Raw genomic sequence first — 13,802 nt, forward strand, 5'->3', positions numbered from 1 at the left:
GCTCCCGTTACGCCTGCGCCTGCGCCGGGACCCGCTCGTCCTCGGGGATCGACACCAGCCAGCGGGTCTCGCGGCGCGGGCGCAGGTAGAGGGCCCAGTAGAGGGTGGCGACGGCCGTGATACCGCCGGTCCACAGCAGGTAGCTCGTCTCCTGCTGGGTGAGGATGTACGCGAGGACGGCGATCAGCAGCACCGGCACCGCGGGCCACAGCGGCATCCGCCAGGCGGCCGTGTGCTTGTGGGAGCCGCGGCGGGACAGCAGGGCGGCGATCGCGACCAGCAGGTACATGCCGGTCACCGAGACGCCGGTGACGCCGTACAGGGTGTCCAGGTTGACGAAGCAGAGCACCGCGCCGGGGACGCCGACGGCGAGCGTGGCGACCCACGGGGAGCCGAAGCGGCCGAGCTTGGAGAAGACGCTGTTGACCGGGGCGGGCCAGGCCTTGTCGCGGGCGGAGGCGAACAGGACGCGGGAGTTCTGGATGACCATGACGATGCCCGCGTTGATGATGGCGAGGGCCACGCAGAGGCTGACGAAGGTGCCGACCGCGGAGTTGGACCAGGCGGTGACCATGGAGCTGATGTCGCCGCCGGTCAGCTCCTGGAGGTCACCGGCGCCCATGGTGATCGCGGCGACCGGCACCAGGATGACCACGGTGGAGATGGCGAGGGTGGCGAGCACCGTGCGGGCGACGTTGCGACGGGGGTTCTCCAGCTCCTCGGAGAGGTAGACGGCGGTCGAGAAGCCCTGGGTGACGAAGAGGGCGATGGCGAGTCCGGAGACGACCAGCATGGCGGTCACGGTGTCGGTGTGGCCGTGCGCTCCGGCCACCTGCATGGAGACCAGGCTGCCGACCCCGCGGTGGCTGTGCGTGAAGCCCAGCAGGGCGACGACGCCGGCAGCGATGACCTCCAGGACCAGGAAGATGCCGGTGATCCAGGCGTTGGCACGCAGGTCGAGCAGGCCCGCGAGAGTGGCGAGCAGCATCACGCCGGCGCCGGTCATCGAGGGGTCGAGGTGCACGATCGGAGAGAGGTAGTCGGCCGTGCCCATGGCGATCACCGGCGGCACGATCATGACCACCAGCAGAGAGAGCACGAAGACCAGCCAGCCGGCGAGCCGCCCGGCCATGGTGGACACCATCGCGTACTCGCCGCCCGCGCTGGGGATGAGGGTGCCCAGCTCGGAGTAACAGAACGCCACGGCGATACAGAGGAGGGAGCCGATGGCGATCGTCAGGGCGGTGGCGGTGCCGAGGGAGCCGAACAGGTCGGGGACGACCACGAAGAGCGTGGAGGCGGGCGTGACGCACGACAGCGTCAGCAGGGTGCCGCCGACGACACCGATGGAACGCTTCAGCCCCGGTGAGGGGGCCGTCGCGGTGTCTACCACGGACTTCTGGAGCGTGTCGGTCATGCGGCGGTTCCGATCGACTCGTTTAACTGAGGGTTGGGGACGGGAGCGCTATCGCCTCCGGCGGATCGTCGTACGTTCGTCTCGTCCGCTCCCGGCGCTGCATAGAGAACCCCGACGAAAACCGTCCCGTCAATGGCCGTTTACCTTCGGAATCCGCAGTCACGGCATGACCGGCGCCGCATCACTTTCCTAGGCTGCAACGCCTCATAGGAGCATCCATCAAGCTCTATGTGGATGTGACCTTGCTTTCAAAGGTCATCTAGGTGCAACCCCTTCGTCACCCGTTTCATCCCGCCTGAACGGGAACCGCAGGTAACGTGTCAAAAAAATGTCAGGCCGTCCGGTATCCGGACGGCCTGACGGGGGCCGGAGGTGACCTCCGGGTGACGCTCAGTGGTTGCGCGGGAAGCCCAGGTCCACGCCGGCCGGCGCGTCGGCCGGGTCGGGCCAGCGCGTGGTGACGACCTTGCCTCGGGTGTAGAAGTGCGTGCCGTCGTTGCCGTAGACGTGGTGGTCGCCGAAGAGCGAATCCTTCCAGCCCCCGAAGGAGTGGTAGCCCACCGGCACCGGGATCGGCACGTTCACGCCGACCATGCCGGCCTCGACCTCCAGCTGGAAGCGGCGGGCGGCGCCGCCGTCCCGGGTGAAGATCGCGGTGCCGTTGCCGAAGGGCGAGGCGTTGATGAGCGCCACACCCTCCTCATAGGTGCCGACCCGCAGGACGGTCAGGACCGGGCCGAAGATCTCGTCCTGGTACGCCTTCGCGCTCGTCGGCACCTTGTCCAGCAGCGAGATGCCGATCCAGTGGCCGTCCTCGAAGCCCTCGACGGTGTGACCGGTGCCGTCCAGCACCACCTCGGCGCCCTCCGCGGCGGCGCCCTCCACGTACGACGCCACCTTGTCACGGTGCGCCTTGGTGATCAGCGGGCCCATCTCGGACGTCGGGTCGTTGCCCGGGCCGATCTTGATCTTCTCGGCGCGCTCGCGGATCTTCTCCACCAGCTCGTCGCCGATGGAGCCGACGGCCACGACCGCCGAGATGGCCATGCAGCGCTCGCCCGCGGAGCCGTAGGCCGCCGAGACCGCCGCGTCGGCGGCCGCGTCCAGGTCGGCGTCCGGCAGGACCAGCATGTGGTTCTTGGCGCCGCCGAGGGCCTGCACGCGCTTGCCGTTGGCGGAGGCGGTGGTGTGGATGTAGCGGGCGATCGGGGTCGAGCCGACGAAGGAGACGGCCTTGACGTCCGGGTGCTCCAGCAGCCGGTCGACGGCCACCTTGTCGCCGTGCACGACGTTGAAGACACCGTCGGGCAGACCGGCCTCGGCCAGCAGCTCCGCGATCTTCACGGCGGCCGACGGGTCCTTCTCGGACGGCTTGAGCACGAAGGTGTTGCCGGTCGCGATGGCGATCGGGAACATCCACATCGGGACCATCGCCGGGAAGTTGAACGGCGTGATGCCCGCGACGACACCGAGCGGCTGGCGGATGGACGCCACGTCGACCCGGCTGGCGACCTGCGTGGACAGCTCGCCCTTCAGCTGAACGTTGATGCCGCACGCCAGGTCGACGATCTCCAGGCCGCGCGCGACCTCGCCGAGCGCGTCGGAGTGCACCTTGCCGTGCTCCGCGGTGATCAGCTCCGCGATGGCGTCCCGGTTGGCGTCCAGCAGCGCGCGGAACCTGAAGAGGATGGTGGTGCGCTGTGCCAGCGAGGACTGGCCCCAGGTCAGATAGGCGTCCTTGGCCGCCGCGACGGCCGCGTCCACCTCCTCGACCGACGCGAACGCGACCTTCGTGGTGACCGCGCCGGTCGCCGGGTCCGTGACCGGCCCGTACGTACCCGACGCGCCTTCGACGGTCTTGCCGCCGATCCAGTGGTTGACGATCTTCGTCATGCCCAGAAACTCCTTTTACAGATGGCGGCGTCGGGTCGAGACGTGCCGTTCGTACAGCTCACGTGCCTTGACCGCCGACGGTCTGGTCGCGGTCTCGGCCACAGGAACATCCCACCAGGCCTGTGCCGGAGGCGCGCCCGACACAGTGTCGGACGTTTCGGTCTCCACATAGACACATGTGGGAGTGTCGGCCGCCCGCGCCTCGGCGAGCGCCGTGCGCAGGTCGCGTACGGTCCTCGCGCGCAGCACCCGCATGCCGAGGCTGGCCGCGTTGGCGGCGAGGTCGACGGGCAGCGGGGCGCCCGTGTACGTCCCCTCGTCCGTCGGAAACCGGTAGTCCGTGCCGAACCGCTCGCCGCCCACCGACTCCGACAGACCACCGATCGAGGCGTACCCGTGGTTCTGCACCAGCAGGATCTTGATCGCGATGCCCTCCTGTACGGCGGTCACGATCTCCGTCGGCATCATCAGGTACGTCCCGTCGCCGACCAGCGCCCACACGTTCCGCTCGGGCGCGGCGAGCTTGACGCCGATCGCGGCCGGGATCTCGTAGCCCATGCAGGAGTAGCCGTACTCCAGGTGGTACTGGTCCCGGGACCGGGCCCGCCACAGCTTGTGCAGGTCACCGGGGAGCGAGCCGGCCGCGTTGATGATGATGTCGGACTCGTCCACCAGCGCGTCCAGGGCGCCGATCACCTGCGGCTGGGACGGCCGTACGTCCGGTTCGTCCGCCTCGAAGCAGGCGTCGACGCGCTGCTCCCAGCGCTCCTTGTCCTCGGTGTACTCCGCGACGTACGAGCCGGCGACCCGGTGGTCGTGCATCCGCAGCCGCTCGGTCAGCTCCTCCAGGCCGCTGCGAGCGTCCGCGATCAGCGGCAGCCCGGCCAGCTTGTGGCCGTCGAAGGGCGCGATGTTGAGGTTCAGGAAACGGACGTCCGGGTTCTCGAAGAGGGTGCCGGAGGCGGTGGTGAAGTCGGTGTACCGGGTGCCGACGCCGATCACCAGGTCCGCGGTGCGGGCCAGCTCGTCGGCGGTCGCGGTGCCGGTGTGGCCGATCCCGCCCACGTCCTGCGGGTGGTCGTACCGCAGGGAGCCCTTGCCGGCCTGGGTGGAGGCGACCGGTATCCCGGTGGCCTCGGCGAATTCGGCGAGGGCCGCCTCGGCGCGGCTGTGGTGGACCCCGCCGCCCGCGATGACCAGCGGCCTGCGCGCCGCCCGGACCGCCCGGACCGCCTCGGCCAGCTCGTTGGGATCCGCGCCCGGCCGTCGTACGGTCCACACGCGCTCGGCGAAGAACTCCTCCGGCCAGTCGTAGCCTTCCGCCTGCACGTCCTGCGGCAGGGCGAGCGTGACCGCGCCGGTCTCCACGGGGTCGGCCAGGACCCGCATGGCCTGCAGCGCACTCGGGATCAGCTGCTCCGGGCGGGTGATGCGGTCGAAGTACCTCGACACCGGGCGCAGGGTGTCGTTGACCGAGAGGTCACCCGCGTACGGCACCTCCAGCTGCTGCAGGACCGGGTCGGCGGGGCGGCCGGCGAAGACGTCACCGGGCAGCAGCAGGACCGGGAGGTGATTGATGGTCGCGAGGGCGGCTCCGGTGACCAGGTTCGTCGCGCCGGGGCCGATCGACGTCGTCACCGCGTGCGTGGACAGGCGGCCCGACTGGCGGGCGTAACCGACCGCCGCGTGCACCATGGACTGCTCGTTGCGGCCCTGGTGGTACGGCATCACGCCGGCGTACTCGATCAGTGCCTGGCCGAGTCCCGCGACGTTGCCGTGGCCGAAGATGCCCCAGGTGGCGCCGATCAGCCGCTGCCGCTCGCCGTCGCGCTCGGTGTACTGGGCGGCGAGGAAGCGCACCAGTGCCTGCGCGACCGTGAGCCTCGTCGTCGAGGTGGTCATCGGTACCCCCCTGTGCTTTCTACGTGGTCCGGGTGGAAGCGGATCCGCCACTCCCGCGCCTCGCCGGGCCCGGCCATGACGTTCAGGTAGTACATGTCATGCCCGGGCTGGGCGATCGACGGGCCGTGCCAGCCGTCGGGGACGAGGACGGCGTCGCCGGAGCGGACCTCGGCGAGGACGTCCGAGCCTCCCTCGCGCGAGGGGAACACGCGCTGGTAGCCGAGACCGTTCGCGCCGTCGATCTCGAAGTAGTAGATCTCCTCCAGCTCGGACTCCTCGCCCGGCCGGTGCTCGTCGTGCTTGTGCGGCGGGTACGAGGACCAGTTGCCGCCGGGGGTGATCACCTCGACGGCGATCAGCCTGGCGCAGTCGAAGGAGTCGGCGGAGGCGAAGTTGCGCACCTGGCGGGCGCACATGCCGCTGCCACGCCGCTCGACGGGGACCTCCGGCGCGGGGCCGTAGCGGGCGGGGAGTCGTCGCTCGCACTTCGCTCCTGCCAGGGCGAAGCGGCCTCCCGCGCCGGAGGCGATCTGGACCCGGGTGTCCCGGGGGGCGTACGCGAAGTCGGAGACGTCCGCGAACACGCTTTCCCGGCCCAGGAGTTGAAACTCGTTTTCCTCAATTTGTACGGCACATCCGCCTTCCAGCGGAAGCACGATCCATTCGCTGTCCCCGGTGGTGAACGTATGCGTACCACCCGGCGCCAACTCGACGACGCGCAGGCTGCTGTGCGTCCACGCGGCGCGCTTGGGGTCGATGTCGACGGCGTACTGGGCGTTCGCGGTGGCACCCTTGGGCAGGTGCAGGCCGATGCTGGTCATGCGCCCCTCACAGCAGTCCTACGGCGGTGTCCACGGCGGCGGCCACATCGCCGTCCGCCGGGTACAGCAGTGAGCGGCCGACCACCAGGCCGCGCACGGTGGGCAGCTGGAGCGCCCCGCGCCACTTCTCGTAGGCGGCGACCTGGTCCTCGGGCGAGTCGCCGATGTCGCCGCCGAGCAGCACGGCCGGCAGGGTCGAGGTCTCCATGACCCGGGCCATGTCGTCGGGGTTCTCGGTGACCGGCACCTTCAGCCAGGTGTAGGCCGAGGAGCCGCCGAGGCCGGAGGCGATGGCGATGGACTTGGTGACCGCCTCGGCGGACAGGTCGTTCCCCAGCTTCCCCCCGGGTCCGCGGCGGCTGATGAACGGCTCCACGAAGACGGGCAGCCGGCGCGCGGCCATGTCGTCGATGGCGCGGGCGGTGGACTCCAGGGTGGTCAGGGAGCCCGGGTCCGCGTAGTCGACGCGCAGCAGCAGCTTGCCCGCGTCGAAGCCGAGGCGCTGGATGTCCTCGGGGCGGTGGCCGGTGAACCGGTCGTCCAGCTCGAAGCTGGCCCCCTGCAGGCCACCGCGGTTCATGGAGCCCATGACGACCTTGTGGTCGAGGGCGCCGAGCAGGAGCAGGTCGTCGAGGATGTCGGCGGTGGCGAGGACGCCGTCGACGCCGGGGCGGGACAGCGCCAGGCACAGGCGTTCGAGCAGGTCGGCCCGGTTGGCCATGGCGAGTTTGCGGTCACCGACACCGAGGGCGCCCCGGGCCGGATGGTCGGCGGCGACGATCATCAGCCGGCCGTTCTCGTGCAGCAGGGGCCTGCGGGCCCGGCGGGCGGCGGCCTCGGCGATCGCCTCGGGGTGGTGGGTGCGGATGCGGACCAGCTCGGCCACGTCCACGCGCGGGTGACGGACCCCGTCGCCTCCGTGGGTGTGCGTGCCCGCGACGCGGCCCGCCCTCACAGCACCGCTCCGGCCTCGAGCGCGGCGGCCACCTCGTCGGGGGTCGGCATCGCGGAGGAGCACTCCAGGCGGGAGGCGACGATGGCGCCGGCCGCGTTGGCGTGCCGCATGTTCGTCTCCAGGTCCCAGCCGGCCAGCAGACCGTGGCACAGCGAGCCGCCGAAGGCGTCTCCCGCGCCGAGTCCGTTGAGGACGTCGACGGGCAGCGGCGGCACCTCGGCGGACTCGCCCGAGGCGCTGACGGCCAGCACCCCCTTGGGCCCCTGCTTCACCACGGCGATCTCCACCCCGGCGGCCAGCAGTGCGCGGGCCGCCGCATGGGGTTCGCGCACCCCGGTGGCGATCTCCACCTCGTCCAGGTTGCCGACGGCGACCGTGGTGTGGGCCAGCGCCTCCGCATAGAAGGGGCGGGCGGACTCGGGGTCGGTCCAGAACATCGGCCGCCAGTCGAGATCGAAGACCGTCGTGCCCGACCTCGCCCGGTGGGCGAGGGCCGCGAGGGTCGCCGTACGGCTGGGTTCCTCGCTCAGGCCGGTACCGGTGACCCAGAAGATCCGGGCGTCGCGGACGGCGTCCAGGTCCAGGTCGTGGGCGTCGATCTCCAGGTCGGGCGCCTTGGGCTGCCGGTAGAAGTAGAGCGGGAAGTCGTCCGGCGGGAAGACCTCGCAGAAGGTGACGGGGGTCGGCAGCCCGGGGACCGGCGTCACCCAGCGGTCGTCGACGCCGAAGCCGCGCAGCGCCTCGTGCAGATAGGCGCCGAACGGATCGTCGCCGGTACGGGTGATCACGGCGGTGTGCCGGCCGAGCCGGGCCGCGGCGACCGCGACGTTCGTCGCCGACCCGCCGAGGAACTTGCCGAAGGACGACACCTGGGCGAGCGGGACACCGGTCTGCAGCGGATAGAGGTCCACTCCGATCCGCCCCATGGTGATCAGGTCGTAGGCCATCGGCTTCCCTTCGTCATGGCTCTCCCCGGCTTTCTAGTCCCGCACGCCGAGCCCTGTCAATGTTTTGTCCAGACATTCGGACCAGTCCTTGACACCGCTTTCTCCGCGCCCGCACGCTGACGGCCATGACGTCGCTGTCGCCTTCCTCACTCTCCCGCATCCGCATCGGTTCGGCGCCCGACTCCTGGGGCGTGTGGTTCCCGGACGACCCCGGCCAGGTGCCCTGGCGGCGCTTCCTGGACGAGGTGGCCGCCTCCGGCTACACATGGATCGAGCTGGGCCCCTACGGCTATCTGCCCACCGACCCGGCGGTGCTCGCCGAGGAGACCGCCCGGCGTGGCCTCAACGTGTCGGCCGGCACCGTCTTCACCGGCCTGCACCACGGCGCGGCGGTGTGGGAACGGACCTGGGCCCATGTCTCCGCCATCGCCGCCCTCACCCAGGCGATGGGCGCCCGCCACCTGGTCGTCATCCCGTCCTTCTGGCGGGACGACCGGACGGGGCAGGTGCTGGAGCCCTCGGAACTGACGCCGGAGCAGTGGCGGAACCTCACCTCGCTGACCGAGCGGCTCGGGCGGGAGGTGCGCGAGCGGTACGGCCTCGGAATCGTCGTCCACCCGCACGCCGACACCCACATCGACAGCGAGGAGAACGTCACCCGCTTCCTCGACGGCACGGACTCCGACCTGGTGTCGCTGTGCCTGGACACCGGGCACTACGCCTACTGCGGCGGGGACAGCGTCAAGCTGATCGAGACCTACGGCGAGCGGATCGGCTATCTGCACCTCAAGCAGGTGGACCCGGAGATCCTGGCCGACGTGCGGGACAAGGGCACACCGTTCGGCCCGGCGGTCGCCCAGGGTGTGATGTGCGAACCGCCGGGCGGCGTGCCGGAACTCGGTCCGGTTCTTGCCGCTGCGCAGCGGCTGGGCGTCGACCTGTTCGCGATCGTCGAGCAGGACATGTATCCGTGCCACCCCGACAAGCCGCTGCCGATCGCCCGGCGGACGCGGGCCTTCCTTCGCTCGTGCGGGGCGTAGCAGCGCCCCCGTACGGTCCCGGTCCCAGAAGTCAACACGCCCCGCCCGCGAACCGGCGTGCACCTTTGCAGCAGCTGTGTCACAAACACCCCCTTCGTGTCACGCATGTCGCGATTACGCGGGTTCTCGGTCACACCCGACCCACAGGCACTGTCCCTTGGTCACTGAGCGTCGTTCACCGGACACAGGCTTGTTGATCGCCAGCGAAGCGCCCGGCTCCCCCGACGGCCGTCCTCGGCCGCCGCCGCGGCGCACGCAGGGAGGTGCGGCTCATGACCGACCGGAGGCTCTGGTCCTACAAGGAGATCGCGGCGCACATCAAGGTGCAGCCGGACACCGTACGGTCCTATCGCAAGCACGGTCTGCTGCCCCCGCCCGACCACGTGGAGAGCGGCAAGCCCTATTGGTACGCCGACACCGTCCGCGCCTGGGTCGCCCTGCGCCCCGGCAACCGCGGCCGCAGACAGGACTGAACGCCCGGGCTCCGGAGGACGGCCCCGGCGGAGAACCCCCGCGCGCCCTCCGTCGCCCGGGAGCAAGGGGCTCCGCGGTCTGCGCCGAGCGAGACGGTGCCGTGGCGGAACCCTCAGCCCCGGCCCCATGGCTCGATGACCGTGACCCCCGCCCCCGCTGTCGTGCCCATCGCCGCGAGTGCCGCCGGGGCCGCGTCGAGGGCGATGGTGGAGGTCACCAGGAGGTCGGGGCGCAGGATGCCGGCGCGGACCAGGTGGAGCATGGCCGGATAGGTGTGCGCGGCCATGCCGTGGCTGCCGAGGAGCTCCAGTTCCAGAGCGATGGCGCGGGCCAGGGGGACAGGTGTGGTGCCGTCGGGGGAGGGCAGCAGGCCGACCTGGACGTGCCGGCCGCGGCGGCGCAGGCCGTTCACGGAGGCCACACAGGTGGCGGGTGAGCCGAGGGCGTCGAGGGAGAGGTGGGCGCCACCGCCGGTCAGCTCGCGGACGGCGGCGGCCGTGTCGGGCACGCCGGTCGCGTCCACGCACTCGGCGGCGCCGAACTTCCGCGCCAGGTCGAGGGCTTGGGGCGCTACGTCGACGGCGACCACCCGGGCCCCCGAGGCCGCCGCGATCATCACCGCCGACAGGCCCACTCCGCCGCAGCCGTGCACCGCGACCCACTGCCCGGCCGCGACCCGGCCCTGCTGCACCACGGCACGGAAGGCGGTGGCGAAGCGGCAGCCGAGGCCGGCGGCGGTGGCGTAGGCCATGTCGTCCGGGACGGCGACGAGGTTGACGTCGGCGTGGTCGAGCGCCACGTACTCGGCGAAGGAGCCCCAGTGGTGGAAGCCGGGCTGGGTCTGGCGCTCGCACACCTGCTGGTCACCCGCCGCGCAGGACGGGCAGGTGCCGCAGGCGCACACGAAGGGCACGGTGACACGGTCACCGGGCCGCCACCCGGTCACCCGCGCGCCCACCGTCTCGACGACACCGGCGAGTTCATGCCCGGGCACGTGCGGCAGCGTGATGTCGGGGTCGTGCCCCATCCAGCCGTGCCAGTCGCTGCGGCACAGCCCGGTCGCCTCGACCCGCACCACCACACCGTGCTCGGCCGGCTCGGGATCGGGCACCTCCCGCACCTCGGCAGGCTCGCCGAACCGCTCGAACACCACCGCTCTCATGCACCTCACCGTCCCGGGTCGCTTCAGGGGTCAAGTGTCCACGACGTGTGCAACGGGCCGACAGCGGCCGTGACCGACGGGTCCGTCCGGCCGCAGGCGCCGACGGTGATCCGGGGCTGTGGGGGGCGGACCGCCCACACGGGCCGCACGCTCACACCGGTACCGGTTCCCTCTCCTCCGTCTCTACGGCCGACTCGCCCTCGCTCAGGCCGAACCGCTGGTGGAGGCGGCGCAGCGGGGCCGGGGCCCACCAGGTGGCACGGCCGGTGAGCCGCATGATGGCCGGGACCAGCAGGCTGCGCACCACCATGGCGTCCATCAGCACCGCGAGCGCGATGCCGAGGCCCAGCATCTTGGTGTTGGTCACCCGTGAAGTGCCGATGGCGACCATCACCACCGCGAGGATGATCGCCGCCGCGGTGATCAGCCCGCCCGTGCGCTGCAGTCCGTGGCGCACGGCCGTGTCGTGGTCACCGGTGCGGTCGTACTCCTCCTTGATGCGGGAGAGCAGGAACACGCCGTAGTCCATGGAGAGACCGAAGGCCACGCAGAACATCAGGACGGGCAAGGTGGTCTCGATGGAGCCGGAACTGGTGAAACCGAGCGCGCCCGACAGGTGGCCGTCCTGGAAGACCCACACCACCGCGCCGAACATCGCCGTCAGGCTGAGCGCGTTGAGCACCACGGCCTGCAGGGGTATCAGCACGCTGCCGGTGAGCAGGAAGACCAGCAGCAGAGTCACCACGGCGATGAACAGGGCCGCCCAGGGCAGGCGTTCGGCTATCGCGTGCTTGGTGTCGACGAGGGCGGCCGCCGTGCCGGTCACCTCGGTGTCGAACGGGGCATGCAGGGAGCGCAGGTCACCCACCAGACGCTGGGCGGGGTCGTCCACGGCCTCGCCTCTCGGCTGGACGGTGAAGTAGGCCGCGTCGCCCTTGACCAGGGGGCCGTCGACGCGGGCCACCTCGGGCAGGGCGGCCACCCGCTGCCTGAAGGCGGCGTACTGCGCCTCGGTGGCCCCGCCCTCGGCGAGGACCTCCAGCCCGCCGCCGGGACTGCCCGGGAAGCCGTCGCGGATGTCCTGCTGCACCGCATGGGACTCGGCGGTCGAGGGGAGCTGGCGGTCGTCGGCGGTGCCGAACTTCACGCCCATGAAGGGCAGTCCGAGGATGACCAGCAGGGCGGTGGTGCCGAGCGCGAAGAGCGGGGCGCGGCGCATGACCAGAGAGGCGGCACGTGCCCAGGCGGTGCCCTCGGCGGGCCGGGACGCGCGACCGCGCCGGAGGAGGCGGCGCAGGTCCAGGGAGTTGACCCGGTGGCCGAGCAGGATCAGCGCGGCCGGGAGCAGGATCAGCGCGGCGGCCGCCGCGAGCAGGACCACGGCGATGCCGGCGTAGGCGAAGGACCGCAGGAAGTACTGCGGGAAGACCATCATCGCGGCCAGGGACACCGCGACCGTGAGCGCGGAGAAGAGCACCGTGCGGCCGGCCGTGCGCAGGGTCGTCCCCACGGCCGTCGACGGGTCGGCGCCGGTGGAGAGTTCCTCGCGGTAGCGGCGGACGATGAACAGGGCGTAGTCGATGGCGAGGCCGAGGCCGAGAGCCGTGGTGAGGTTCAGCGCGAAGACGGAGACGTCGGTGAAGGTCGTCAGACCGCGCAGCACCGCGTTCGTCCCGAGGATCGCCACGATCCCGATGCCCAGCGGCAGCAGGGCGGCGACCGCGCTGCCGAAGACCATCACGAGCAGCACGAGGGTGATGGGCAGGGCGATCATCTCGGCCCGGGTCAGGTCCTCCTTGATGATGGTCTGCATCTCGTGCCGGACCGCGACGATGCCGCCGACCTTCACCTCTACCGGGCCGTGCGTGCCCCGGTAGTGGGGGGCTATGCGGTCCAGGGTCCGGGCCATCGCGTTCTCGTCGCCGGTGATGCGGGCGGCGATCAGCGCCTCGCGGCCGTCCTCGGCACGCAGGGCGGGCGACTTGCTCTGCCAGTAGGAGCCGACGCCGGTGACCCCCTTCTCCCCCGCCAGCCGGGTGGTCAGGTTTCGGGCCTCGGCGGCGACCGCCGGGTCGTCGACCGAGGCCCGGCCCGAGTCGAGCAGGAGCAGCAGGTTCGGCTGGGAGCCGGGGAACTCGCGCTCCAGCGCCTTGGTCGCGTACGTCGACTCGGCGGCGGGGTCCTCCCAGCCGCCGCTGCCGAGGTGATCCGCGACCCCGCTGCCGGCCAGCACGGCGAGCGCGGTGAGCAGCAGGGCCACGAGCAGCGACAGGCGTGGACGGGCGGTCACGAAGCGGGTCCATCCGCCGGGACGGGGTGGTCCGTCCCCGGATCGCGGCGGTGTGTTGACTTCGGTCATCGTGCGGTGTCCCCTTCACCCTGGCCGGCGCGGCCGTGTGCGAGCACGGCAGCATGGATGAGCCATTGCCCATAGACTGGCAAACACGAGAGATCACTCGCGTTTCACAAGAATGCGAGCGACCGCTCGCGTTTGTCAATCGCGTTCCGAGAGCTGGGGATAACGCGTGCCCGAGAAGACCGAGCCCGACAAGACGGAGAAGGAGCAGCCGCGCCGCCGCCAGGCCCGCGGCGAACGCCGTATCGCCCAGCTGCTCCAGGCCGCCGCCCAGGTCTTCTGCACGACCGGCTACACGGCCGCCAGCACCAACGCCATCGCCCGCGAGGCCGGCGTCTCGCCGGGCACGCTCTACCAGTTCTTCCCGAACAAGGAAGCGATCGCGATCGAGCTGGGCGACCGGCTCATGCACGAGATGCGGGCGACCTACGGCGAGGCCCTGGCGCCCGTCGGTCCCGCCACCCCCCTGGAGGAGGCGATCGGCTCGGCCGTCGACCGGTTCATGGCCTTCAACACCGACCACCCGGTCTTCTTCGCGCTCATGCACGGCCCCGACATCCCGGGCCGGATGGCCGAGGCGCACGACCAGTTGCACACGACCGTGATCGGCCGCATCGAGACCCTGCTCGCCTCCCTCATGCCCGCCGCCTCCCCGGCCGACATCTCGCGCACGGCACACGTCTGCCTCGGCATCTACAAGGCCGGACTCGAACTGGCCCTCACCCACGAGGGCGATGAGCGCGCGGCGTACATCCAAGAGGTCAAGGACGTCCTGATCCGCTACCTGGAACCGCTGGCGGGCGACCGGCCCGGCCGTACGTGACCCCAGCGCACC

The 13,802-nt window shown here is 71.2% G+C and carries 11 protein-coding genes; 3 read left to right on the plus strand and 8 right to left on the minus strand.

Annotation, left to right across the window (positions count from 1 at the left end):
- Positions 1–7: 7 nt before the first annotated feature.
- The 6 genes from AC07C1_RS18460 to iolC all read right to left on the minus strand — a co-directional run bounded on the left by AC07C1_RS18460 (position 8) and on the right by iolC (position 7,935).
- Entirely contained in the window at positions 8–1,417 is a 1,410-nt protein-coding gene (locus AC07C1_RS18460; RefSeq protein ID WP_478940177.1) for an APC family permease, read from the minus strand.
- 390 nt (positions 1,418–1,807) lie between these two features.
- Positions 1,808–3,310 carry a CoA-acylating methylmalonate-semialdehyde dehydrogenase gene (gene mmsA, locus AC07C1_RS18465; protein ID WP_478940179.1) on the minus strand — a complete coding sequence of 501 codons (1,503 nt, stop codon included), beginning with the start codon at positions 3,308–3,310 and terminating at the stop codon, positions 1,808–1,810.
- Between the two features lie 15 nt (positions 3,311–3,325).
- Complete coding sequence (gene iolD, locus AC07C1_RS18470; protein ID WP_478940181.1) at positions 3,326–5,212, minus strand: 3D-(3,5/4)-trihydroxycyclohexane-1,2-dione acylhydrolase (decyclizing); 1,887 nt, start codon at positions 5,210–5,212, stop codon at positions 3,326–3,328.
- The gene (gene iolB / locus AC07C1_RS18475) at positions 5,209–6,033 is read right to left on the minus strand and encodes a 5-deoxy-glucuronate isomerase (RefSeq protein ID WP_478940183.1); all 825 of its coding nucleotides are present in this window, start codon (positions 6,031–6,033) and stop codon (positions 5,209–5,211) included. The genes iolD and iolB overlap by 4 nt, the downstream gene beginning before the upstream one ends.
- 7 nt (positions 6,034–6,040) lie before the next feature.
- Positions 6,041–6,925, minus strand: coding sequence for a Cgl0159 family (beta/alpha)8-fold protein (locus tag AC07C1_RS18480; RefSeq protein ID WP_478940424.1), 885 nt, complete (start codon positions 6,923–6,925; stop codon positions 6,041–6,043).
- A 59-nt stretch (positions 6,926–6,984) separates the two neighbouring features.
- The gene (gene iolC, locus AC07C1_RS18485) at positions 6,985–7,935 is read right to left on the minus strand and encodes a 5-dehydro-2-deoxygluconokinase (protein WP_478940185.1); all 951 of its coding nucleotides are present in this window, start codon (positions 7,933–7,935) and stop codon (positions 6,985–6,987) included.
- Between the two features lie 125 nt (positions 7,936–8,060).
- Between iolC and AC07C1_RS18490 the strand changes: the two genes are divergently transcribed.
- A complete protein-coding gene (locus AC07C1_RS18490; protein ID WP_478940187.1) occupies positions 8,061–8,975 on the plus strand; it encodes a sugar phosphate isomerase/epimerase family protein in 915 nt (304 codons plus the stop codon).
- A 272-nt stretch (positions 8,976–9,247) separates the two neighbouring features.
- Positions 9,248–9,448, plus strand: a complete 201-nt coding sequence (locus AC07C1_RS18495; RefSeq protein WP_478940189.1) for a helix-turn-helix transcriptional regulator — start codon at positions 9,248–9,250, stop codon at positions 9,446–9,448.
- 113 nt (positions 9,449–9,561) lie between these two features.
- On the opposite strand, the gene AC07C1_RS18500 is transcribed toward AC07C1_RS18495, so the two are convergent.
- Positions 9,562–10,611, minus strand: a complete 1,050-nt coding sequence (locus AC07C1_RS18500) for a zinc-dependent alcohol dehydrogenase family protein (protein ID WP_478940191.1) — start codon at positions 10,609–10,611, stop codon at positions 9,562–9,564.
- A gap of 151 nt (positions 10,612–10,762) precedes the next feature.
- Complete coding sequence (locus AC07C1_RS18505) at positions 10,763–12,970, minus strand: MMPL family transporter (RefSeq protein ID WP_478940193.1); 2,208 nt, start codon at positions 12,968–12,970, stop codon at positions 10,763–10,765.
- Positions 12,971–13,136: 166 nt separating this feature from the next.
- On the opposite strand from AC07C1_RS18505, the gene AC07C1_RS18510 reads away from it, so the two are divergent.
- Entirely contained in the window at positions 13,137–13,790 is a 654-nt protein-coding gene (locus AC07C1_RS18510; RefSeq protein WP_478940195.1) for a TetR/AcrR family transcriptional regulator, read from the plus strand.
- Positions 13,791–13,802: the final 12 nt, after the last annotated feature.

It is taken from the genome of Streptomyces sp. NPDC045022 (assembly GCF_056432605.1).

Bases quoted from the DNA above. Each gene is read 5' to 3' on its own strand.
- AC07C1_RS18460 (WP_478940177.1), bottom strand. From the start codon at position 1,417: ATGACCGACACGCTCCAGAAGTCCGTGGTAGACACCGCGACGGCCCCC.
- mmsA (WP_478940179.1), bottom strand. From the start codon at position 3,310: ATGACGAAGATCGTCAACCACTGGATCGGCGGCAAGACCGTCGAAGGC.
- iolD (WP_478940181.1), bottom strand. From the start codon at position 5,212: ATGACCACCTCGACGACGAGGCTCACGGTCGCGCAGGCACTGGTGCGC.
- iolB (WP_478940183.1), bottom strand. From the start codon at position 6,033: ATGACCAGCATCGGCCTGCACCTGCCCAAGGGTGCCACCGCGAACGCC.
- iolC (WP_478940185.1), bottom strand. From the start codon at position 7,935: ATGGCCTACGACCTGATCACCATGGGGCGGATCGGAGTGGACCTCTAT.
- AC07C1_RS18490 (WP_478940187.1), top strand. From the start codon at position 8,061: ATGACGTCGCTGTCGCCTTCCTCACTCTCCCGCATCCGCATCGGTTCG.
- AC07C1_RS18495 (WP_478940189.1), top strand. From the start codon at position 9,248: ATGACCGACCGGAGGCTCTGGTCCTACAAGGAGATCGCGGCGCACATC.
- AC07C1_RS18500 (WP_478940191.1), bottom strand. From the start codon at position 10,611: ATGAGAGCGGTGGTGTTCGAGCGGTTCGGCGAGCCTGCCGAGGTGCGG.
- AC07C1_RS18505 (WP_478940193.1), bottom strand. From the start codon at position 12,970: ATGACCGAAGTCAACACACCGCCGCGATCCGGGGACGGACCACCCCGT.